This window comes from Glaciecola sp. SC05 (assembly GCF_041380235.1).
Taxonomy (GTDB): Bacteria; Pseudomonadota; Gammaproteobacteria; order Enterobacterales; family Alteromonadaceae; genus Glaciecola.
Genome location: NZ_JBGIYY010000004.1, coordinates 176,025 through 198,878, shown reverse-complemented (window position 1 = coordinate 198,878; position 22,854 = coordinate 176,025). Strand labels below are relative to the sequence as shown.

The 22,854-nt window shown below is 43.5% G+C and carries 25 protein-coding genes and 1 pseudogene; 12 read left to right on the top strand and 14 right to left on the bottom strand.

Translation table 11 applies throughout. The annotated features are described in order from the left end of the window. Nucleotides 1–69: 69 nt before the first annotated feature. Both AB9H30_RS05590 and AB9H30_RS05585 read left to right on the top strand, forming a co-directional pair. Nucleotides 70–1,305 (top strand): EAL and HDOD domain-containing protein, encoded by a 1,236-nt coding sequence (locus AB9H30_RS05590; RefSeq protein WP_371193659.1) that lies wholly within the window; start codon nt 70–72, stop codon nt 1,303–1,305. Nucleotides 1,306–1,310: 5 nt separating this feature from the next. Then, a complete protein-coding gene (locus AB9H30_RS05585) occupies nt 1,311–2,543 on the top strand; it encodes an EAL and HDOD domain-containing protein (RefSeq protein WP_371193658.1) in 1,233 nt (410 codons plus the stop codon). An 11-nt stretch (nt 2,544–2,554) separates the two neighbouring features. Here AB9H30_RS05585 and ftsX read toward each other — a convergent pair whose 3' ends face one another. The 3 genes from ftsX to ftsY are packed head-to-tail and all read right to left on the bottom strand — an operon-like array spanning nt 2,555 to nt 5,516. Beyond that, complete coding sequence (gene ftsX / locus AB9H30_RS05580) at nt 2,555–3,535, bottom strand: permease-like cell division protein FtsX (RefSeq protein WP_371193657.1); 981 nt, start codon at nt 3,533–3,535, stop codon at nt 2,555–2,557. Then, nucleotides 3,532–4,221 carry a cell division ATP-binding protein FtsE gene (ftsE, locus tag AB9H30_RS05575; protein ID WP_371193656.1) on the bottom strand — a complete coding sequence of 230 codons (690 nt, stop codon included), beginning with the start codon at nt 4,219–4,221 and terminating at the stop codon, nt 3,532–3,534. Before ftsE ends, ftsX begins: the two co-directional genes overlap by 4 nt. A gap of 53 nt (nt 4,222–4,274) precedes the next feature. Continuing rightward, complete coding sequence (gene ftsY, locus AB9H30_RS05570; RefSeq protein ID WP_371193655.1) at nt 4,275–5,516, bottom strand: signal recognition particle-docking protein FtsY; 1,242 nt, start codon at nt 5,514–5,516, stop codon at nt 4,275–4,277. A gap of 181 nt (nt 5,517–5,697) precedes the next feature. On the opposite strand from ftsY, the gene rsmD reads away from it, so the two are divergent. Next, nucleotides 5,698–6,321, top strand: coding sequence for a 16S rRNA (guanine(966)-N(2))-methyltransferase RsmD (gene rsmD, locus AB9H30_RS05565; protein WP_371193653.1), 624 nt, complete (start codon nt 5,698–5,700; stop codon nt 6,319–6,321). A gap of 16 nt (nt 6,322–6,337) precedes the next feature. Here the strand turns inward: rsmD and AB9H30_RS05560 are convergent, their stop codons facing one another. Both AB9H30_RS05560 and AB9H30_RS05555 read right to left on the bottom strand, forming a co-directional pair. Beyond that, nucleotides 6,338–6,934: a YjaG family protein gene (locus tag AB9H30_RS05560; RefSeq protein WP_371193652.1), complete on the bottom strand. Its 597-nt coding sequence runs from the start codon at nt 6,932–6,934 to the stop codon at nt 6,338–6,340. A 7-nt stretch (nt 6,935–6,941) separates the two neighbouring features. Further along, complete coding sequence (locus AB9H30_RS05555; protein ID WP_371193752.1) at nt 6,942–7,541, bottom strand: YhgN family NAAT transporter; 600 nt, start codon at nt 7,539–7,541, stop codon at nt 6,942–6,944. Between the two features lie 120 nt (nt 7,542–7,661). Here AB9H30_RS05555 and AB9H30_RS05550 point away from each other — a divergent pair, with 120 nt between their 5' ends. Then, entirely contained in the window at nt 7,662–7,844 is a 183-nt protein-coding gene (locus AB9H30_RS05550; RefSeq protein WP_371193651.1) for a helix-turn-helix domain-containing protein, read from the top strand. Between the two features lie 59 nt (nt 7,845–7,903). On the opposite strand, the gene pepB is transcribed toward AB9H30_RS05550, so the two are convergent. Then, nucleotides 7,904–9,184: an aminopeptidase PepB gene (gene pepB, locus AB9H30_RS05545; protein ID WP_371193650.1), complete on the bottom strand. Its 1,281-nt coding sequence runs from the start codon at nt 9,182–9,184 to the stop codon at nt 7,904–7,906. Between the two features lie 63 nt (nt 9,185–9,247). On the opposite strand from pepB, the gene sfsA reads away from it, so the two are divergent. The 7 genes from sfsA to panC all read left to right on the top strand — a co-directional run bounded on the left by sfsA (nt 9,248) and on the right by panC (nt 15,253). Further along, nucleotides 9,248–9,946 (top strand): DNA/RNA nuclease SfsA, encoded by a 699-nt coding sequence (gene sfsA / locus AB9H30_RS05540; RefSeq protein ID WP_371193649.1) that lies wholly within the window; start codon nt 9,248–9,250, stop codon nt 9,944–9,946. 203 nt (nt 9,947–10,149) lie between these two features. After that, nucleotides 10,150–10,596 carry an RNA polymerase-binding protein DksA gene (gene dksA, locus AB9H30_RS05535; RefSeq protein WP_371193647.1) on the top strand — a complete coding sequence of 149 codons (447 nt, stop codon included), beginning with the start codon at nt 10,150–10,152 and terminating at the stop codon, nt 10,594–10,596. A gap of 126 nt (nt 10,597–10,722) precedes the next feature. Continuing rightward, the gene (gene gluQRS / locus AB9H30_RS05530) at nt 10,723–11,667 is read left to right on the top strand and encodes a tRNA glutamyl-Q(34) synthetase GluQRS (RefSeq protein WP_371193646.1); all 945 of its coding nucleotides are present in this window, start codon (nt 10,723–10,725) and stop codon (nt 11,665–11,667) included. A gap of 36 nt (nt 11,668–11,703) precedes the next feature. After that, a complete protein-coding gene (gene pcnB, locus AB9H30_RS05525; RefSeq protein ID WP_371193645.1) occupies nt 11,704–13,026 on the top strand; it encodes a polynucleotide adenylyltransferase PcnB in 1,323 nt (440 codons plus the stop codon). Continuing rightward, complete coding sequence (folK, locus tag AB9H30_RS05520; protein WP_371193644.1) at nt 13,023–13,541, top strand: 2-amino-4-hydroxy-6-hydroxymethyldihydropteridine diphosphokinase; 519 nt, start codon at nt 13,023–13,025, stop codon at nt 13,539–13,541. The genes pcnB and folK overlap by 4 nt, the downstream gene beginning before the upstream one ends. Before the next feature lie 32 nt (nt 13,542–13,573). Continuing rightward, entirely contained in the window at nt 13,574–14,368 is a 795-nt protein-coding gene (gene panB / locus AB9H30_RS05515; protein WP_371193643.1) for a 3-methyl-2-oxobutanoate hydroxymethyltransferase, read from the top strand. A 36-nt stretch (nt 14,369–14,404) separates the two neighbouring features. After that, complete coding sequence (panC, locus tag AB9H30_RS05510; protein WP_371193642.1) at nt 14,405–15,253, top strand: pantoate--beta-alanine ligase; 849 nt, start codon at nt 14,405–14,407, stop codon at nt 15,251–15,253. Between the two features lie 17 nt (nt 15,254–15,270). Here the strand turns inward: panC and hemB are convergent, their stop codons facing one another. The 7 genes and pseudogenes from hemB to tatA form a co-directional block, all read right to left on the bottom strand. Next, on the bottom strand, nt 15,271–16,263 hold the full coding sequence (gene hemB, locus AB9H30_RS05505; protein ID WP_371193641.1) for a porphobilinogen synthase: 993 nt from the start codon (nt 16,261–16,263) through the stop codon (nt 15,271–15,273). A 122-nt stretch (nt 16,264–16,385) separates the two neighbouring features. Then, nucleotides 16,386–18,287, bottom strand: a complete 1,902-nt coding sequence (locus tag AB9H30_RS05500; RefSeq protein ID WP_371193640.1) for a diguanylate cyclase — start codon at nt 18,285–18,287, stop codon at nt 16,386–16,388. An 8-nt stretch (nt 18,288–18,295) separates the two neighbouring features. Beyond that, the gene (locus tag AB9H30_RS05495) at nt 18,296–19,078 is read right to left on the bottom strand and encodes a TatD family hydrolase (protein ID WP_371193639.1); all 783 of its coding nucleotides are present in this window, start codon (nt 19,076–19,078) and stop codon (nt 18,296–18,298) included. After that, nucleotides 19,079–19,681, bottom strand: coding sequence for a hypothetical protein (locus AB9H30_RS05490; RefSeq protein ID WP_371193638.1), 603 nt, complete (start codon nt 19,679–19,681; stop codon nt 19,079–19,081). Next, nucleotides 19,678–20,433: a twin-arginine translocase subunit TatC gene (gene tatC / locus AB9H30_RS05485; RefSeq protein ID WP_371193637.1), complete on the bottom strand. Its 756-nt coding sequence runs from the start codon at nt 20,431–20,433 to the stop codon at nt 19,678–19,680. The genes AB9H30_RS05490 and tatC overlap by 4 nt, the downstream gene beginning before the upstream one ends. 148 nt (nt 20,434–20,581) lie before the next feature. Further along, nucleotides 20,582–20,875 (bottom strand): annotated as a pseudogene (gene tatB / locus AB9H30_RS05480) (Sec-independent protein translocase protein TatB); the annotation flags it as partial. A gap of 5 nt (nt 20,876–20,880) precedes the next feature. Continuing rightward, complete coding sequence (gene tatA, locus AB9H30_RS05475; protein WP_371193636.1) at nt 20,881–21,120, bottom strand: twin-arginine translocase TatA/TatE family subunit; 240 nt, start codon at nt 21,118–21,120, stop codon at nt 20,881–20,883. A 148-nt stretch (nt 21,121–21,268) separates the two neighbouring features. On the opposite strand from tatA, the gene AB9H30_RS05470 reads away from it, so the two are divergent. Then, the gene (locus AB9H30_RS05470) at nt 21,269–22,255 is read left to right on the top strand and encodes a hypothetical protein (RefSeq protein ID WP_371193635.1); all 987 of its coding nucleotides are present in this window, start codon (nt 21,269–21,271) and stop codon (nt 22,253–22,255) included. Nucleotides 22,256–22,262: 7 nt separating this feature from the next. Here the strand turns inward: AB9H30_RS05470 and AB9H30_RS05465 are convergent, their stop codons facing one another. Further along, the gene (locus AB9H30_RS05465) at nt 22,263–22,835 is read right to left on the bottom strand and encodes a glutathione S-transferase family protein (protein WP_371193634.1); all 573 of its coding nucleotides are present in this window, start codon (nt 22,833–22,835) and stop codon (nt 22,263–22,265) included. Between the last annotated feature and the right edge of the window lie 19 nt (nt 22,836–22,854).

Below are 22,854 nucleotides of genomic sequence, written 5' to 3'. Positions count from 1 at the left end.
CCGGGTAAAAATGCTGCAAAAATCAGCAAAAATACATTTGACCCAATCATACTATAATGAAGGACAACTATGTTTACATTTGTAGCGCGCCAAGCTGTTTACGACACAAAAAAACGTGTTTTTGCATATGAATTGCTGTTCCGTGATGGTGTAAGCAACTGCTTCCCAGAAATATCGCCAGACGAAGCGACTAGCTCAATGTTAGCAGAAAGTCACTTGTCTATTGGTGTTGAAAATCTCTGCTTTAATAAGCCCGCTTTTATTAATTTTCATCAAGACACCATATTATACCGATTCCCTTCTACTTTAGATCCACTCAGTGTAGTCATTGAAATAGTCGAAAGTGTAGAAGTTACACCGGCATTTTTGAAGGCCTGCGAACACATTAAAAACATGGGATATAAAATTGCCTTAGACGACTATGATTTTTCCGCAACATGGGACCCATTATTGCCCTTTGTCCGCTATGTAAAGGTCGAGTCTGACCTACTTGATTTGTCGAACCAAGCGTTAATGTTAAAAATTGAAACCTTAAAACAACAGGGCAAGATATTAATCGCTGAAAAAATTGAAACCAGTGAAGAATTTGAGCGTTTCAAAAACGCCGGATTTGATTACTTTCAAGGATATTTCTTATCAAAACCTGAAGTCGTTAAACACAAGAATGTAGACATTTTAGCGTCTTCTGTCGTGCAACTGGTTGCACTTAGTTCGGCGGCAGATTTTGACTTCGATAAAGTCAGTGAGGTATGTGAAAAAGACGTTGGCTTAACATATAAACTAATGCGCTTTATTAATAACCCATTGTTCAACAAACGTCAGAAAATCGACTCCTTACATCATGCATTAAGATACCTAGGTACGATCGAGCTTAAGAAGTTTATAGCCTTGTTAGCGATTGCAAACTTAAAGGGCAATAAGCCTATTGACCTGATTGTATCTAGCTTAGTACGAGCGCATTTTTGTAAGCTAATGGCGGCATCTATGGAGCTAAAAGAAAATCCACCCAGCAGCTATATTTTAGGTCTGTTTTCACATATTGATGCACTAATGGATATGCCTATGACTGAAATAATGCAATCCCTGCCGTTTTCAGACGAGGTCAAGCAAGCGCTTTGTGAAATACACACAAATAGCAAATTAGCCCTACAACTGCGTCTATGTTTTGCCTTTGAACGTGCAGACTGGGCAGTGATTTATGAGCTTAGCGACAAAGCAGGCATTAAAGAATCAGAGCTTTTTAAAATGTACTATGCATCGGTACAGTGGGCTGACGATATGAAATCTACATTGACGGAAAACTAACACAGATGATTGTTTTTGCACGTGAACCCATATTTGACGAAAAACAGCGACTCTTTGCATATCAATTGGTGTTTAGAGATGGCGAGGAAGGCGCGCTACCTGAACTGTTGCCAGAGCTCAACGAAGAAACCGCAGAGGCTAATACATCTGTAAGCATTGGTCTTGAGGAGTTGTTGTCGGGTTTTGTTTCGGTTATCAGTATCACCAGACAAACTGTATTACAAGGCTTGCCTGCAGATTTCACGCCGCAGGACACCGTATTAGAGATACCTGGAATAGAAGCAAGTGACATTGAATTAATTGAAGCCGTCAAAAGTTTGCGTCAGCAAGGATATAGAATTTCTATACAAAATGATCGTACCTTAGATACGATTAATTTTGATCTTGCCGACTATCTCAAAATAAACATCAATCATATTTCACGGCAGACCCTAAGCCAGTTGCAGCAGGATATCTCTGCTCATGACATAGCAACTATTGCGACCAATGTGCAGAATCCAGAGCAATATCAAAAGTGCGTTGATGCTGGCTTCCACTATTTCCAAGGGTATTTCTTTTTAAGCCGTCAGCATAAAACTCAAAAAGAGTTACCGGCAAATAAACTTAGCTTGCTCAGCCTGCTGGCGCAGACCTCAGATGCAAACATCGATATGGATAAAATTCGCTCGACGTTTGAACATGATGCAACACTCTCTTATTTGCTTATGCGCTTTATTAATAACCCTTTAATTAACAAGTCTCATAAGATCACCTCAATAAAGCATGCGTTAACTTATTTAGGTGAACTAATGCTGCGTAAATTTGCTGCCATTGTATCGATTGCACAACTCAATCAAGACAATGTCCAAGAGCTCTTGCAAGTGTCATTGGTGAGGGCAAAATACTGTGAATTGATTGATGCGGAGCTTACTGATTCTCAAGATGCGATGTCGGCATTTATGGCTGGGCTGTTTTCATTGATTGACGTCATTCTTGACCGAGATATGGCAGAGCTATTAGAACAAATACCCATATCGGCGAGCATCAACGAGGCACTATTGGAACAAACAGGACCGTACTATTCAATCTTAGCTAGCGTAAAGTCATTAGAGTCAAGCAGTTGGTTACCATTTAAAAAGGCCGCTAAAGATTTAAATATTGAAGAAGAGGATTTACATAAATATTATTTAGAAGCGGTTAAGTGGAATAACTTGCTACATCAAAGTCAGTCCAACATGTTCCCGCAGGCTAAACCTTAAGAACCTGTCTGCTACTCAGGCTCAATTTCACTCACATGACGATGCACTGAAATTAACGACCCAATAAGCCCTAGCGAAACCGAAAGGCCAAGCATAATCAATAGGGCTCTGGCGTCTAAGCCCGTAATATTTAGCTGGGTTTGATACAATTCCATAAACGACTCTAGGCTCCAGCCTATCCACCAAAGTATAATCGAAACGGTGATCCAAGCCATGATACCGCCGAGCAATCCAAACCAAAAGCCGGTATACAAAAAAGGGCGTTGAATAAACGCATCGGTAGCGCCCACTAGCTTCATTACTAAAATCTCGTCACGGCGATTTAAAATATTTAGTCGAATGGTGTTACCAATGATCAGCACCACTGCAAAAAACAACAGTACCGCCAATAAAAAAACTAATTCTTTCGCAATATCTAAAAGCGCATATAGCCTTTCCAACCACTCTATATCCAGTTTGCCTATCTCAACCTCGCGCTCCTTGCGTAATTTGTCTAGCAGCATAGCGGCTGCCGTTGGAGTAGCGTGTTTAGACGTCGGAATAACCAACACAACTGCCGGCAAAGGATTTTTATTCAGGTATTGAATCGCGTCGCCCAAACCCGAAAGGGCCTGAAACTCCTCCAGCGCTTCATCCGCAGATATATATGAAACACTGGCAATTTCATCCCACACCGACAAACGCGTTACCAGTTGCTGAGCATTCGCTTCACTTACATTGTCATTTAAAAATAAAGAAATTTCACTAGCTTGCTGCCACTGCTCAGATATTTGTTCAGCATTTTTAACTAGAATGTATAGCGTACTTGGCAAAGTCAAACTAAAGCCTAGAACACCAATGGTCATCAGTGACGCGAAAGGCGTCCTATATAGCTCGCCTAGACTATTAACGCCTTGGCGAAAATGATCTAGAAAAAACATAAAAAACCGCTGTACCACTCCCACGCGGTTGCCACTGGATGCCTGTTTTCTGCTTTTGAAGAGAATGCTCATAGCAAGCGCTCCTCTTCTGCTTGGTCTAGACCATCGGTGATCATTTTACCCTGCTTAAGGGTCAGCGTTCGATATTTCATTCGTGCAATCAAGCCTAAGTCATGGGTGGCGATGAATACCGATACGCCCGCTTGATTGAAGTCCTCAAATAAACGAATAATTTCCATCGATAATTTAGGATCGAGGTTACCGGTCGGCTCATCGGCAAGCAATAATGGTGGACGATTAACCACCGCTCTGGCGATTCCAACACGCTGCTGTTCGCCACCCGATAAGGTGATTGGAAGATTACGAGCCTTGTCTTTTAGACCCACCATTTCTAATGCGGCATCCACACGCTTCGCGATCACTTTACGGGTATAGCCTTCAATCACTAAAGGCAGAGAAACATTGTCAAATACCGACTTATCCATTAATAGCTGATGGCTTTGAAAAATCATTCCAATATCTCGACGGATATAGGCGATTTGCTTGCGAGTGATCGTAGAAAGGTTGTGCCCGTTGATCAATACGTTGCCGACGGTTGGACGTTCCATGATACTGATCAGTTTAAGCAATGTACTCTTACCAGCACCAGAGTGGCCAGTCAAAAAGGCCATTTCCCCCTGCTCAAGATGAAAACTCACTTTTGATAAGGCAGTATGCCCTCCAGGGTAGGTTTTACTTACTTGCTCAAACTTAATCATCGATACTTCTCAGCGCGTTTAATCCACTACTTTGGATAGTTAAATTATCAATACTATTGTTCGTCTTTTGTAGAATCAAAAAGTGCATCAACAAAAGCGGTGGCATCAAACTCACGTAAGTCATCTATTCCCTCGCCAATACCAATGTAGCGCACTGGGATGTTAAATTCATCTGCTAAGGCGAAAATAACGCCACCTTTAGCCGTGCCGTCGAGTTTAGTTAAATTAATGCCTGTGATCCCAACTGCTTCGTTGAATATCTTTGTTTGACTGACCGCGTTTTGCCCAGTGCTCGCATCGAGGGTAAGCATAATTTCATGAGGAGCTTCAGGGATTTGCTTTTTCATCACTCTGACCACTTTTTTAAGCTCTTCAATCAGGTTGTCTTTGTTTTGTAGGCGACCCGCAGTATCTGCAATAAGTATATCGGCGCCCTTTGCCTTGGCAGAAGCGACTGCATCAAAAATCACAGAGGCACTGTCAGAACCAGTAGGCTGTGAGACAACCGCAATATTATTGCGCTCTCCCCAAACCTGCAGTTGTTCGACCGCTGCGGCTCTAAAAGTGTCGCCGGCCGCAAGCATAACTTTCTTACCTTGGGCTTGGAATTGTTTGGCTAATTTACCAATAGTCGTGGTCTTACCCACGCCATTGACCCCTACCATTAATATCACAAAGGGTTGATTATTGCCCTGTGCATCCTTGCCGGTATTAAATTCTAGTGGCTTGCAAACTGGCGTCAGAATATCACGCATTTGTTGTTTTAAGAGGGCACCAAGCGCATCGCCATTCTTTAACTGCGACAGCTTCGCTTTTTCAGTCAGCTTGGTGATAATTTTAGTGGTGGTTCGCATGCCAACGTCGGCGACTAAAAGTTGTGTTTCTAAGTCTTCGTATAATTCCTCGTCTATCGCCTTACCTTTTAATAAAGCCACAAACCCACTGCCAATATTCTCTTTGGTGCGAGACAGGCCCGATTTTAAACGAGAGAAAAAGCCTGACTTCTGCTCAAGCTCAAGTGGAGCCTCCTTAGACTCTGCAACAAGCGCAGCGCTTGATGATGGCTCCAACTTATGTATCGGCTCACCGGTCGCATCAGTGGTTGCTAATTTAGCTTCTATGCTGTCACTTTGCATACTCGGCAGATTTTCCGGCGGCTCGACTGCATCAGTTCTTACTTCGCTGCCAGTTGAGACATCATTTTTAAGATCTGCGTGGTCAAGCTCTTGGCGCAGTTGGGCACCTTTATCAATGTCTTTGTCTTTCTGTTTGTCTTTGTTAAACCAATTAAACAACGCCTTTCCTCATTTTCTTGCTGTTACATTTAATACTCTTTACTCAGTGTTTTTATTCAGCTCTCAGTGCTGCAAGCGCCAACATCTAATAGTAATGCCCAGTCGATGGACGTATTCTCATTTAGATTTGTGGGAATTTTCAAGTACACTATACACAATTATGATAGCACCTTGGTTATACATGACGCCATCACCAAAAGCCCGGCCTCGCAACACGCGGAATGCTCACCGACCCAGTGCACGCTTCAAACCCGGCAATATTCGAATTATTTCCGGACAGCATCGTGGTCGAAAACTACCGGTTTTACTCGCAGAAGGCTTACGCCCGACTACCGACCGCGTCAAAGAAACCTTGTTCAACTGGCTGATGCAAGATATCGCCGGAGCAAAAGTACTCGATATGTTCGCAGGCGCCGGCAGTCTCGGATTTGAAGCAATTTCTCGTCAGGCGGCCTTTGTCACTATGATTGAAAACAACATTAAAAGCGCCGCACAACTCAAACAAAACATTGAAGTGTTAAAAGCAAAGCATCAATCTGAAGTAATTTGTGAAGATGCATTTGAAGCCCTGAAAAACAAGGATGAAAGCTACGATATTGTCTTCATAGACCCACCATTTCACAAAGGCTTCGTGATGCGGGCGGTAGACGCTTTGCTGATCAATAACAGCTTGAAACCTGGCGCGCTTGTGTATATTGAAAGTGAAGCAAGCTTTAACGAAAACTTGCACCCAAGCTTAATCAAAATTAAAGAAAACTCGACTCAACAAGTCAACTATCGCTTGTACCGAGTCGCTGAAAATTGAGTAACAGATTAAGCGCCTAGCACTCAATCCCTAAGCTACTCACACCCTGAGCAATAATGTCTTGGCGTAATTCCTTAATATCGTCAGCACTGAGTTTCTTTTGTTTGCATACTTCGAGCAAGGACTGCAAGGAGGCGATCTCAAAGGCCATTAACGGGTGGCTGTTTAATTCTGCACCCGTCAATTCTTGTTCTTGTGACACTACGATATGACGTTCAACACTACCTTGACTAAGTTTCGCTACCATTACCGCCGCCTGAGGCTCTTCATTTGCGATCAGTTGCAATACCGCACTGCAGGCCATACAAAAGTCGAGGGCCGCATATACCCCTAAATTATCGTAATCATCAACGCTAGGGGTTATTTCTTCGAGCTTTTCACCTTGTGCTTCGGTGTTTATCTTCATTGCTCTATTGCTTGAGACTTCCCACAATAGCTTGACTAAATTATTGGCTGCTTCTGCATGCTCTAAGGCCATCGCTTCACAAAAAAGAACATAATTTGGTAGCATACGCTGAATAAGGGCACTGCTTAACACCAGTGCCCGAGCTTTATCTAGCTCTCTAATTTGCGCGAAGGAATTGAGCTTTGCTGTGTGTTTTATATTTGTCATTGTCATCTTAAAGTTGCATTAAATGCTTTGCATAGGAGCTTACACCATTGAGCAGCATTTGTATGGCGATCATCACCAAGATCATGCCCATCAGCCGCTCAACAGCGCGCAGTCCTTTTTCGCCCAACCAGCCATGGATTTTATTCGACATCAATAAAATAATTGCACTTGCAAACCATGCTGCCAACAAAGCAAGGCTCCATTGTGTCATTTGCTGTGGCTCTTGGTTAGCCAACAAAATGAGTGCTGCCATAGTAGATGGGCCAGCGATCATAGGCACTGCAAGCGGCACAATAAATGGCTCTTCACCTTGTGGTAAGTTCATCACGCCGCCGGGCTTAGGAAAGATCATGCGAAGCGCAATGATGAACAAAATAATACCACCGGCAATGCTGACCGTTTCTTGCTCAATTTGTAAAAAGTCTAATAAGGCTTGGCCACTGTGCAAAAACATCATCAAGATGATCAGGGCAATCAGCAGTTCTCGCATCACGACTTTCGTTTTGCGAGCCGGCTCAATACCTTTTAACACCGACATAAATATCGGTAAGTTGCCTAACGGATCCATGATTAAAAATAACATGGTGGCTGCGGCGAGGGTTTCTATCATCAAAACGAAAATACGTCCTTTATTTTATTCACAAATAATTAGACTTATTGCTAATCTTTTGTCAAACACTGTCGTTATATTATAGACCGAATCACACCTTAACTTTGGAGAAGATGCATGTCTCTTATGACTGTCAACCAAGTCGCCGAATTTCTTTCTGTACAAGATTTGCGGGTTCAGCGACTCGAGCGCGAAAGCCTTTTACTAGCCAAAGACAAAGACGCCGACGGCAATCCTTTGTTCGATCAAATCGATGTCGAAAAATATAAAGAACTTGCAGAAAGACTGGGCGGCTTATAGTCACTATATGCCGACCTTGAGACTTCTGCTAAGTTCTTTTTCATATAATCGTATTTACTTTATTTTGTCAGCAGTGCGCAAATACTTCTGATACCAATGCCAGTGCCACCATTGGGCATAATGTCACTGCCGTCTCGATTGTAGGCAGCGGCTAAATCGATATGTAACCAACCTTTACCTTCAGCATTCACAAAGCGCGATAAAAACCCAGCTGCATTCGATGCCCCACCTGCCCCACCGCCCTTTTGTGCGCGACTATTCGCGGTGTCGGCAAATGGTGATGGACATTTGTTTCGATGTTCTGGCGTTAGCGGCAGCGGCCAATGTGGCTCATTTACGTCTTCGCTTAATGCAAGAAACGTATTACGAAGCTGCACATCCATACTAAACACCGCATTATACTCTCTGCCCACCGCCGCAACCGCCGCACCAGTCAGAGTAGCTGCATCAACAATGATTGCCGCGCCCGACTCAGTAGCGGCCATCAAGCCATCGGCTAAAACTAAGCGCCCTTCAGCGTCGGTATTTACAATTTCAACTGTCGTTCCGTTTTTGTAGGTAATAATATCACCCAGTTTATAGGCATGACCGCTAATCAAATTTTCTGCACAGCATAAATATAGTTTTATGCGTTTATTTATGCCCTGCATGATCGCTAATCCTAACGCAGCAGTCACCGTAGCAGCGCCGCCCATGTCGCATTTCATGTCAAGCATTCCCTCGCTACTTTTGATGCTATAACCACCGCTATCAAATGTAATGCCCTTGCCGACCAACGCAATCTCAGTAGGCGCCTGCGCATTACCCGTGGGATTGTAGTCAATTTCTAACAAAACCGGAGGGCGCTCGCTGCCGCGGCCGACCTCATAAATCCCCTGCCACCCTGCTTGTTGTAGCTCTTCACCGGTCCAGGTCTTAACCGCAGCAGTACTTGGCGCTAAACTGCAAATCCAAGCTGAGGCTTGGGCAGAGAGTGACTCAGGACTGAGTTGCTCTGGGGTTTGATTAACTAGGTCGCGGGCAAAGGCAAATGCTTTGTACAGGTTTTCCAGATTGGCTGTGTCTGCATTTTCAACCCAGTGCACTCGATTGCTTGATTTAGGTCCACCAAAACTTCGAGCAAACGCCCACTGCTGCTCCATGTGCCAGTCGCCAGTAAGTGCTACATCACCCGCAAGCATTGAAAATAACCGCCGCGCACAAAGACTTATCGTATTCAGCGATAAATCACTATCGCCAATATGAATCGTTGCGCCTTTAGCATCCCATGAAATAGGTAATCCAGCTTGAATATGAGCGGGTAACTCAGATTGTGTAAGTTTTACTACAAAAGTAGACATTCTTCCTCCAGAATAAAGCACGGCTTTGTGAAGCACAGATAATAACAACTAGGATAATACCAAATGTATCGGTTTACATCTGCGTTAATTCGCGGCAAGTTGATAAAACGTTACAAACGATTTTTAGCGGATGTTGAGCTGGAGTGTGGGGAATTGCGCACGGTTCATTGCCCAAACACCGGCGCGATGACCGGTTGTGCTATTCCTGAAGTCACTGTATTTTTGAGTACCAGTGATAACCGTAAACGAAAGTACCCGAACACTTGGGAATATTCCTGTGATGCAAATGGCTATTTAATCGGCGTAAACACGGCTAATGCCAATAAAGTAGTGCGCGCTGCCTTACAAAACAAACAGATACCCGAACTTGCTCATTACTCAAATATCTACCCTGAAACAAAGCATGGTGAAAGCCGTATTGACTTTATGTTGCAAGAAGATGGCGCACCAGACGCATATATCGAAGTAAAATCTGTTACCTTAGCAGAGCAACAAACTGCTTTATTTCCAGATACCATTACAACAAGAGGGCGCAAACATTGCTATGAATTGGCTGAAATTGCCAAGCAAGGGCACAAGGCATTTTTGTTTTTTTGTATTCAGCGTGAAAATATCACTCAATTTAAAATTGCTGAAAAAATTGATCCCGACTATGCTAAAGCTATTGAATATGCGAAAGAAAGTGGCGTTACTATACTTGCCTACTGCTGCAATATGACACGGTTGGGCATTGAAATTACGTATCCAATAGACATTCTTTAACAAAAAAAGATTGCAATTTTCAGAAAAAAGACCATATTACCGCCCTCAATTTTTTACGGAGTGAAAAAACAAGGCATAAAATTTAATGCTGTGTTAGTTTTCAGTCATATGGACGATACATGTAGTGAGATGAGTCTGACGACTCAGTTGCCAATACGGACGGCATAAGTGGTTTACATGTTTTTTGCTTAGGAGAATGGCAAATGCCAACAGAAAAAGCCAAATCGATCGGATTGCTCGCGTTAGCTGAGTTATCGCCTTATCAAGAAAAGGCCGGCGAAGAATATATGAACGATGCTCAATTAGGGCATTTCAAAAAGATATTGTTTGCTTGGCGCGACCAACTTAGAAAAGAAGTCGACAGAACTGTACATCATATGCAAGACGAGGCCGCAAACTTTCCTGATCCTGTAGACAGAGCTGCTCAAGAGGAAGAGTTTAGTCTAGAGCTACGTACTCGTGACCGCGAAAGAAAGCTTATTAAGAAAATAGAAAAGACACTCAAACGCATCGAAGAAGACGATTTTGGATTTTGTGATTCTTGCGGAATTGAAATTGGTATCAAGCGTTTAGAAGCAAGACCAACGGCCGATTTATGTATTGACTGTAAAACCATGGCCGAAATCAAAGAGAAGCAGTTGCAGGGTTAATGCCTAACACCACGTTTCAAAAGAAAATCTTTAAGGTAGGCCCTTGGCTTACCTTAGTTTTTTTTGCCAAGCACGACGTAATGATACCCTTGCAATAGCTTCAGGATTTGGCACACTTGGCAATCTATGCTGCGCGAACATCCACTTTCAAATAATTCTAAATTACTTCCTCAACCTTATGTTGGGCGATTTGCGCCATCCCCTTCAGGCCCTTTGCATTTTGGCTCATTGGTTTGTGCACTAGCAAGCTTTTTACATGCTAGGCAGGCCAATGGAACATGGCTTGTGCGCATAGAAGATATTGATACGCCTAGAGTCGATACAAGCACGATACCGATTATACTGGACAGCCTACTCGCACATGGTATGCAGTGGGATGCGCAACCAATCTATCAAAGTCAGCGATGTGAACACTATCAACACATCATCAATACACTTGCTGACAAACTCGAAGTCTACGCGTGTAAGTGCAGTCGAAAAAACATTAGAGCAAGATCTGAGCATTATGATCAGCACTGCAGGGACTTGAACTTACCCTTTAAAAATTATGCGGTACGTTGGAAAAACAATATCCAGCGCACACGTTTTTGCGATTTGCACTATGGCATGCTCGACATCAGTAACCATGTTGTTAAAGAAGATCCTGTGCTCAAACGTGCTGATGGCGTGTATAACTATCTCCTAGCAGTGGTTGCCGATGACCTAGAGCAGCAGGTTACTCATGTGGTGCGAGGCGCAGATTTAATTGATACCACACCTTTGCAAATAAGTTTTTTTGAAGCCTTACATGCGATATCCCCAGCATATATGCATATTCCATTGGCGGTGGACATGCATGGTCAAAAGCTTTCCAAACAGCAGTGCGCACCGGCGCTTGACAGCCATCAAGCGATTCATAACTTAAAAAACGCATTGGTATTTTTAGGTTTACCTGCTGCCACCCATAGTAAAATAGACAATGTTGATACTTTACTTAACTGGGCAATTGAGCATTGGCAACCTCAATTAATGGGTTTACAAACAGAAATTCTGGTTTCACAAACAAATGGCGTATACTGCACAAAGAATTAGTCAAAATCCAGTGCACTAAAAGGTAAATTTACATACATGGCAAGCAGCCCAACAGAAAAACCATTGCGACTCGAAGCAAGTATAATAAAGCGCGATGACCATTCAATGCGACTAAGCGACCTTACGCCAAACACGCAAAAAGTATTACGTACTCTCACCGACCATGACTATGAAGCTTATGCGGTTGGTGGGTGCGTCAGAGACCGTTTGTTGGGGCTCACCCCAAAAGACTTTGATGTGGTCACCAATGCAACCCCTGAACAAATCAAAGCATGTTTTCGCAACTGCCGTTTAATTGGACGCAGATTTAGATTGGCGCACATTACTTTTGGAAGAGAGATTATTGAGGTGGCAACCTTTAGAGGGCACCACGATGAAGACGCGAAAGATAATTTGGCAAAACAGTCTAGCGACGGTCAACTTATTCGCGACAACATTTTTGGCAACATTGAAGAAGACGCTGCACGCCGGGATTTCAGTTTTAACGCAATGTACTTCGATGCTCGCACTGAGAATATTTTAGATTTTGCCGACGGTATGCATGCAATAACAACTCGCAGCATAGAAATGATTGGCGATAGTGAAATTCGCTTCAGGGAAGATCCGGTAAGGATGATCAGAGCTGCTCGTTTTAGCGTCAAACTGAATATGATTATTCCTGATAAAATGCAGGCTATCATTAAAGAGCACGCGCATTTGCTGGCAAATATACCACCTGCTCGACTGTTTGAAGAAGTCAGCAAACTGTTGTTGTCGGGCAATGGTGTCCTGACATTCAAGTGTTTGCAAGATTTAGGACTGTTCAAAATTCTCTTTCCCGCTTTAGAAGGTTCATTGCACGACCCGAAAGGTAAAGAATATCAACTGATTACAAAAATGCTGCACAATACCGACGAACGGCTTGCCAGCGGGCAGCGTATTACCCCTGCGTTTTTGTATGCGACGGTACTTTGGTACCCTATGGAAGAGCGCGCTCAGCAGCTTATTTTTGACGGCCAGCTGAGCCCTCATGATGCTAGCAACATAGCCACCGGAGAAATAATTCACCGGCAAGTTCAACGCATTATGGTCCCCAAACGATTTACTATTCCAGTCCGTGAAATGTGGACATTACAAAGCCGTTTGAGTAGACGTTTTGGTAAACGTCCTTATCAACTGCTTACTCATCCGAGGTTCAGAGCTGCTTACGACTTTTTGTTATTAAGAGGCCAGGTTGAAGGCGGAAATTTATTGGAACTTGCCGACTGGTGGACCCAGTTTCAAGAAGCGGATGCCGATCTTCGTGCAGCTATGATAAAAGCTCTGGGCGGTAACAGCGGCTCTTCACGTCGCAAAAAATCGCGGAAGCCACGCCAATGATGTCTGATATAGCCTACGTAGGCTTAGGTAGCAACTTAGCATCACCCAGCGAGCAATTAAAAAGTGCGCTAGTCGAACTTCATCAGCATGAGCAAATTTGTGTGCAGGGCTGCTCTCATTTATATCGCAGCGCACCTATGGGACCAAAAGATCAACCCGACTATGTAAATGCCGTGTGTCAGCTTACGACATCTTTAAGCCCAATTGAGCTGCTTGACGTGTTACAAGCCCAAGAATTGAAGCATGGTAGAGAGCGTTTAGGCGAAAAATGGGGTCCTCGTACCTTAGACTTAGATTTGTTAATGTTCAATGAACTTCGCATGCAATCTGAGCGTTTAACACTGCCACACTATGGCATAGCGCAGCGCGAATTTGTGTTAGTACCGCTGTTTGAAATTGCACCAGATTTAATCATGCAGGACGGACAAAAGCTCTCCACATGGGTAAGCAAATGCAGTTTAACTGGTTTAAAACGTCTTGCGGACAAAATTGACTTTGCCAGTATTGCTGCATAAATAGAAAAACCTGATCAGTAAAAGGGCTGAACATGAAAAAAATAACCGTTTCAAGCTTGTTAAAAATGAAAGCAGAACGTCAAAAAATCGCAGCATTAACCGCTTATGATGCCAGCTTTGCGAAGCTTTTTGATGAACAAAATATCGATGTACTGCTAATTGGCGACTCTTTGGGCATGGTACTGAAGGGCGAAGACAGTACCCTCGGGGTGACAATCGCTGAAATTGCTTATCACACGCAATGCGTAAGCAATGGCGTTGAGCGAGCATTTGTGATTGCCGATATGCCATTTATGAGTTACGCCAACGAGCAACAGGCCTATGAATCAGCTTCTCAACTAATGCGCGCTGGCGCGAGCATGGTGAAGGTAGAGGGCGGTGAATGGCTGCTCTCTACGATTTCAGGTTTAGTGGAGCGCTCTGTGCCGGTTTGTGGCCACTTAGGTTTAACGCCGCAGTCTGTCAACGTACTAGGAGGATTCAAAGTACAGGGGCGCAGTGATGAACAGGCAGATGCTTTACTTAAAGCAGCCCTTGCCCTGCAAGCAGCAGGCGTTCAACTATTAGTACTTGAATGCGTGCCGTCATCGCTGGCAAAACAGATAAGTGCAGCATTACAGATTCCGGTGATCGGAATTGGTGCCGGTGTCGATACAGATGGCCAAATACTTGTCATGCATGACATGCTCGGCATCAGTGCTAACTATATGCCAAAATTCAGCAAGAACTTTTTAACACAAACGGGTGATATACGTAGCGCCGTCTCAAGCTACATCGAAGACGTAAAATCAAATACATTCCCCGGCAGTGAACACTGGTTTAATTAGGGCTTAGGGCCAATTGCAAAGTTAGAGAAAAGCAATATGCAAGTTGTAAGTAAGGTTAATGAATTACGTGAAATCCGCCGCACCTGGCAGTCTGCTAGAGAAGTGATTGCCTTTGTACCTACCATGGGCAATCTCCATCAGGGGCATCTTAAATTGGTCGATGAGGCCAAAAAATCTGCCACCAAAGTCGTCGTATCGATTTTTGTTAATCCTCTGCAATTTGGACCGGATGAAGACCTAGATGCCTACCCCCGAACACTGGAGCAAGACAAACAGTCTTTAGCAGCTTTAGGGGTGGACGTCTTATTCATGCCAAATGCCGAGGATATTTATTCTCGAGGATTAGAGCAGCAAACATTCGTAGAAGTACCGGGGCTTTCTTACATGATATGCGGTGCGTCGCGTCCAGGACACTTTAGGGGCGTAGCCACTATCGTGTGTAAACTATTTAACATGGTCCAACCTAATCAAGCATATTTTGGTGAGAAGGACTTTCAGCAGTTACAAGTGATAAAAGCCATGGTCACTGATTTATCAATGAATTTGAGTATTCATGGCGTTGCTACAATGCGAGAAGCAGACGGCTTAGCAATGAGCTCTCGAAATCATTATCTGACGCCCGAACAGCGAAAGCTCGCGCCAAGTTTATATGCCATCATCACGAAAATGACGCATGAAATAGAGAGCGGCAGAAGAGACTTTACAAACATGCTGACTGAGGCTAAGGCCGCTCTTATCGATAACGGATTAAAGCCCGATTACGTTGAAATTAGAGCCAGCAATAGCCTACTGCAGCCGGGCCACGAAGATACCGAATTGGTGATCTTGGCAGCGGCGTTTTTGGGTAAAACCCGGCTTATCGACAACATACAAGTAAAAATATAAAACAGCGATTGGTGTTGCTAATTGCGACTGAGTAATTGAGCGGCTTGCTTGGCAAAGTAAGTCAAAATACCATCTGCACCGGCTCGCTTAAACGCTAACAATGATTCGAGAATCACCTGCTCTCTATTCAGATAACCCTTTTCAAAGGCGGCCTGATGCATCGCATATTCACCGCTAACTTGGTATGCAAAGGTTGGTACCTTAAGTTCAGACTTACAGCGTTGCACGATATCAAGATAGGGCATACCGGGCTTGACCATTACCATATCGGCACCCTCTTCTAAATCTAAGGCAATTTCATGCAGGGCTTCATCTGAGTTCGCCGGGTCCATCTGATAAGATTTTTTATCACCACCTTTGATATTGCCAGACGAACCTACTGCATCCCTAAAAGGTCCATAGTAGCTTGACGCATATTTCGCAGCATAAGCCATAATGCAGGTATTTTCCCAGCCCTCTGTCTCAAGAGCCATGCGAATAGCACCAATGCGTCCGTCCATCATATCGGAGGGCGCCACAATGTCAGCACCGCTCTCGGCATGGGACAAGGCTTGTCGAATCAAGACCTCAGTTGTTTGATCATTTAATACGTAACCCTGCTCATCAATAATGCCGTCTTGGCCATGCACAGTAAAGGGGTCAAGTGCAACGTCGGTAATCACTAAGATACTATCGCCAAAGCGCTTTTTTAAAGCACGAGTCGCCATTTGGGCTATACCCTTAGGATTAAATGCCTCTCCTGCACTCAAGGTTTTATGTTCTTGCGGCGTAACTGGAAAGATTGCATAACTAGTGATCCCTAGCGCAAGGCACTGATTCACCTCTTCGAGCAATAGATCGATACTTAAACGCTCAATTCCGGGCATTGATTCGATGCTTTGGCGTTGGCCTGTGCCAGGTAAAACAAACATAGGAAAAATAAGGTCAGATACCAATAAATGATTTTCGCAGACTAAACTGCGAAGCGCTTGGGTGCGACGCAAACGTCGAAGACGTGTATGAGGAAACATAGCTATCCTTTCTTTAGCTAACAGTTAAGGCAAGGTGCAGATGTTAGCATGATCAATAATTGAGGTCATTTGTTCTAGGTATTTGTTATGTCGTCGCAAGCAAGAATGTTACTTGGGGCAACTTACGATATTTTTGCAATGACCTTATTGCGGCCAGAAGATTTTGCTTCGTATAGCAGCTTATCGGCACAAGCGAGTATCTGGGCCTGCTCATCGTCATTGCTCATAATTCTAGCCGTTAAACCTATGCTAACCGTCATTTTAAGTGTCTTGCCATCAAACTCAGTCACCGAATCTTCAACTGCTTGGCGTACCTTTTCCATCAAGGTCGCGGCGCCATCAATCTCTGTGCCAGGCAGAATCACCACAAACTCTTCCCCACCATAGCGGCATATGATGTCTGACGGCCGCTGAATATGGGTTTGTAAAGTTTGCGCAAATGACTTTAAACAAGCGTCCCCTGCCACATGTCCATGTGTATCATTCACTTTTTTGAAAAAATCAATATCCAGCATGGCTAAACTAAGATATCGCTGCTCCCGTCTGCTTCGCCGGGCTTCTGCTAAAAGACGCTTGTCGAAATATCGTCGATTCATCAGCCCAGTTAAAGCGTCGATAGCACTGAGTCTTTCAAGCTCATGATTAGCATCTGATAACTCTCGCATAGCGATTTCGAGCTCCAAGGTGCGTTCTTCAACGCTATATTCTAATGCCTGTTTAGATTCTTCTTGAAGTTGTAACAGCTCATCCTTTGCCGCAATCGCTTGCTGTTCATTTTCGAGAGCTTGCGCCCGCGCTTCTGAAGCCACTTTATATTGATTGCTAAAGCTCATCGCCAAGGCCAAAGCCAAAAACAAAGTCTCGGCAATCGCACCAACCATTATCAAATAACTTGAGTCCATGGGGAGTTCAAACCAACCCAAGTTTTCAACGGTAAGCCCAGTTACGGCTATCAGCAATGCCGCCCAAGCTGCCGTAAAATATCGAGCAATAAGTTGACCTTTAAATGCAAGGATTAAGCTCGACGCCAAAATAAGCGGAGAAATAAGCGCAATCAAAATTAAAATGCTTTTCAACATCAGTGCGTAGGGCAATACAAACACCATGGCTAACAGAAAAACAAACGACCACTTGACCATATTAAGCCACCTTTCAGCGTACTTAGCGGTATTTTTTAAGTCTAAAACTTGGATGGTAAACATAATGATGAGAATCATGGTTGAGCAGGCAAAAAATGCCATAGCGCGTTCTTGGAACCATGTGTTCTCAGACCAAAGATACCGAAAGCCTAAACCATGGAGCGTTGCCACAACTAATGCCAAGCTGATCACGTAAGCGGTATAAACAGCAAACGTTTGGTTGCGAGTACTGACAAATATAAATAGGGTAAACAAGGCCATCGCTATCATATACCCAAAAAACAGGCCCATGAACAAGGTGTATGAACCGCTATACTCAATAAAATCACTTTCTTGCCAAAAACGCATAGGTACTTTTATTGGGCCTGCGCTTTGTACGCGCAAATATATCGTCAAGTCTTTGCTGTATGCCGTAATTGGAAATAAAAACTGCTCATACTGGATGGGTCTGCGTTGAAAAGCTTGAGCGTCGCCAACGCTAAAAGTAACGGCCATATCGTCGGGGCGTTGTGGGTAATGATTAAACACCCACATTTCAACGTGATCTAACAACCCATAGTTAATTTCTAATAGATACTGACTGTTTTGCTCTAAGGGCTCAGGCTGGATGCGAAACCAGTATGGGCGATCTGATAAACCCAAATTTTCCTCAAGCAAAGGCCGCCACTGGGCCGCAGCTAGCAATTTCACTTGCTCAATATCTAAGTTTTGCTCAGATTCATATGTTGCTGCGCCGAGCAAAAAAGATGTGTCAAATTTAAGGTGTTTGCCTTCGATTGTGGCGCTTAAGGAAATACTTAATATAAGCAATCCCATCACAAAAAGCGCAGCAATAACGGCTATCCAGTAGCTTCTGCCATTAGGGATGAGTTGATCAGAGCGCATCCATTTCCTTATGATTTAAATAAGTTACGTGCGTTTTCAAAAGCGGCTTCTGCTACTTCTTGCAATGAAACCTGTTTGATATCAGCCACTTTTTGAGCAATAGCGCTGATATATTTTGGTGTATTTTGTTTTGCACGCGGTTTAACGTTTTTTGGAAACAAATAAGGCGCATCGGTTTCTAGAAGTAAACGGTTCATTGGCAACTGTTTTACCGACTCCTGCAGGGCATACCCACGTTTATCGTCACATATCCAACCCGTTATTCCGATATAACATCCCATATCCAAATATGCCTTCATTTGCTCTGTGCTGCCCGTGAAGCAGTGAGCCACTAAAAATGGCAGCTTTTGAAAGACTGGCTTAAGCATTTTACACTGCTGTTCGAAAGCATCTCGCTCATGCAGGTAAACGCCCTTTTGACACTCTAAAGCAAGCTGTAGTTGCGCATCGAAAGTACGGATTTGATTTTCAGGCGTAGAAAAATTTCGGTTAAAATCCAGTCCACATTCGCCCACCGCGCATACGGCTTTATCGGCTAATAAGCCACGAAGTTGAGTCCAAGTGTCTTGAGAAGTATGATCAGCTTTGTGGGGGTGCACGCCAGCGGTAAGGTGCAAATTGACATCGGGGTTGTTGTTTTGTTTAGCAAATTTGACAGCGGCAAATGATTCGTCAAGATCGCTGGCAATAATCAGTAAATCGGTAACATTATGTTCGAAGGATTCTGCCAGTACCGCTTTTTTATCAAAGCGCGGGTCCATTAAGTTTACCCCAGCATCAAACCAGCGCATTTACTTAACTCGCTTGACTCTTACTCGTCTATTGCTGTCTTCCTTCCCTAAAAAGTGTGCTGAAAAGGCACCCTTTTCGATATACACAGACATTCCGTCTTTGATGCGCAAGCGACTGCTTTCTGTTTCTCTCCAGATTTGTCCATTAGCCAATGTGAAGGTTCGAATATTGCGCTTGTTTTCTGTTACCGCTTCAATCACCGAATCAATTCGTGTTAACTCTTCGTTTTTATCGTCAATGTCTAAATCTTCCGCACCGAAGCGATCAATTAAATTCTCTTGTGTTTGTGTCTGCGTGCTCGGTTTAACTGCGACCGAGTCAAGCTCATTAGTTGGTACGTTCATAGGAGGGGTCGCAACGACCGGCGGTGCCGTGATGCTGATGCTTTGTGGCACTTCAGTCTGACTGCTTTGTGCTAGCTCAGAATCAACTTCAGTGTCGATATTGACTGAGCCAGACTTCGATATTGTAAACAATTCGTCGTAACAAATTAATCGCAGTAAATCATTTTCAGTCTGCGCACACTTTTCGATGCTTTGAGTACTTTGCGCCTGTACAAATTGAGCGCAAAATACCAGCGCACATAACATTATTATTCTCATTGCTCTGACTCCGCCTCTTGCTCTTGTTCTTCGGGTGTCTGCTTTTTAGTATAAAAACTCCCCACAATCACGCCTATTTCAAACAGCAACCACATTGGCAAGGCCAGCAGTGTTTGCGAAATTATATCTGGGGGCGTAAGCAGCATGCCGACCACAAATACGCCAACGATCACATACGGGCGTTTTTTGCGCAGATTGTCGGGCGTAGTAACGCCAGTCCAACACATCAAGATAATAGCGACCGGAATTTCAAACGCTACACCAAAGGCAAAAAACAATTTAAGTACAAAATTGAGATAGCTGGATATATCAGTGCTAATAAGCACGCCTTCTGGAGCAACGCTATTGAAAAACATAAACGCAAGCGGAAATACCACAAAATAAGCAAAGGCCATACCCGAGTAAAACAACAGCGTACTGCTGATTAACAAAGGAGCGACCATTTTCTTTTCGTTGCGATATAAGCCCGGTGCGACAAAGCCCCATACTTGATACAGTACAACTGGAATTGCGATAAAAAATGACAGCACTAAAGTTAATTTAAAGGGAGCTAAAAAAGGTGACGCAACGTCAGTTGCAATCATATTTGAGCCTTCAGGCATGCTGGCAAGCAACGGTTGTGCTAGGTAAGTGTATAGGTCTTGCGCGAAGTAAAATAAACACACAAACACGACCAACACGGCTAATAGCGCTCTTAAGATGCGTGTTCTGAGTTCGATAAGGTGTGAAATAAACGTGCTTTGCTCTGACATACTATTTATCTTTCGACATGGGTGCAGGGCTTGCTTGTGGCTCGATATCTTTTTCCAAAACGCTATCTTGAGCTGCCGGTTTTGCTATTGCTTTTGGGCTTTCGGGCATTAGATCGCTGTTCACATCAGGGGCATCTGATTCGTCGCCCTTTTTATATGGCTTTTGGACTGAAGCGGCGGCGGCTTTGAGTTCATCAACACTCCGTTTAATATCTCCACCAATGTTCTCCATACCCATCTTCTCAGCTTTTTTTAAATTCTCGTGTAACTCATGCGTTTTCAACTGTTGCGACACTTCTTCCTTGAAGCCATTCGCAACACTTTTTATGGATTTTATCGTGTTAGCGGTCGACCGTAAAAATGCCGGCAAGCGCTCAGGACCGATAACCAATAAGGCAATCACCCCGATGACTAATAATTCCCAAAAACCAATATCAAACATATATATTATTCTTTATCAGGGGCTTTTTCTTTTTGTTGAGATGATGGTGCTACCGTTTCTTGGTCTTTTTTATTTTCGACCGCTTGAAAATCAGCGTCCTTTTTTTCTTCATCATCGCTCATTGCATTTTTAAAGCCTTTTAGCGCAGAGCCCAAATCACCGCCGACATTACGCAATTTCTTAGTGCCGAATAACAATACTACGATCAATAGTATGATCCCAATTTGCCAAATACTAATTCCCATTAGGGTCTCCCGTTGTCTTAACCATACGAAGGCCACCTCAAATAATTGTAAATAATTGTTTAATGTGGTCGTATTACACTATATCTGTCGAGTATAACATCGGATACACTCAGGCATCATAAAAATTTGATGGGTACATCTGCACTTTATGAAGGTTAATAGGGTTAGAGAGCTAGAGCAAAGCATGCGCAGCGTTTGTCTGTGTTTGATTTGCGTTGCGTCTTTTTCGGTTACAGCCCAAGAAACCGAAGCGCCAAAATCTCCCACCTTTGAGTCTCGCTATCGTTATTGCACCGAACAGCAATGGCTTGATCATGCTTATTGCTACCTAAATTATGGGGTTGATTCAACAGCAAATACAATAAACAGCTGGTTTTTACACAGTGACAATATCGACGACTTGGCAACCACTACTGGACGTTTACGGTTTGGATGGGAGCCCCGCAGCGGCGCCTTAAATCAGTTCGACTTTCGCTTTCGGATCCGAGCCAAACTACCTGGATTAAAAGATCGGGTAGAATTATTGCTATCAGATGAAGAAGACACAATTAGTCAACAGGGCATAAAAGCGGCTCAAAGTAGAGAGCTCAATGAAAGCGACCGAGCAGTTGTGGCTTTGCAGTTTAAGCAAAATAAAGATGACCATATGTCGTATCGAGTGGGCTTTGGTCGTGGCAGTCAGATATATACTCGGGCGCGATACAACAATGACTTTAGTTTAAGCGAAACCACAAAATTTATATATTATGCGGAAGCAAATTACTATTCTGGGGACAAATTAGGCTTTGAAGTAGATGGCGTAGTCAGTAGCCAACTATCAGACAATACCGCCCTTGAACTTAGTAATAGCTTTCAGTATCGAGACAATCGTGAAAATTGGTTTTGGCGCCATGAGCTGCGTTATTTGGTTTTAGCCAAAAACGATACTAGCTATTTGTTTACTGCGATGATTGATGGATTGAGTCAACCCACCTACCGTCGAGAAAGTATGTTAGTCAGTGCGCGCTACAAAAGAAAAGTATTGCGCGAATGGCTATATATGGAGATTGAACCATTTATAATTTGGCTTAGAGAAGAAGACTTTAGAACATCTTACGGGATTGCTTTGCGAGCTGAAGTGCATTTTTCAACCTAAATGCCAACTATCTAGGGTCTGAATCAATACACTCTTGTCGACTTGTTTGGGCATGATGATATGCCAGAAGCTTTGGATAAGCGGTCAAATCATAGAGCTCACGAAACTTTATCCAGTCGAGCATCGCAAATAAGCTCATCCCCAGAAAATTCCACTTCGCAAATGCATTTGATTCTATAACTTCCTCTAAATGCTTGAGCACCGCTTCAATACGTTCATTCTGGAGCCTAAAGTAAAGCGCGTCTTGCTCGATGTTTACTTTCGATAAGCGTAGCAAAAATAAATTCACTAAAGAATCGTTTGCAGAATCAATCGACGTTAGCAAGTTTTGTTGAGCGAAATCTAATGGGCAAGCCCGTTTTTTGTCGACCAGATATTGAAAAATCATTCGCGAATCAAACACTACCAGTCCGTCATCATCGAGCATGGGAATTTTTAAAGTAGGGTTTTGTTTGATAAGCATCGCACGATCTTCGCTAGCGTAAACATCAACGATAACAAATTCATAGTCCATTTCAGCCATAAGCAATCGTAGACGCCTAGCATATGGTGAAGGCATAGAGCCGTACAATGTCATCATAATTAACGCACCTGCACTA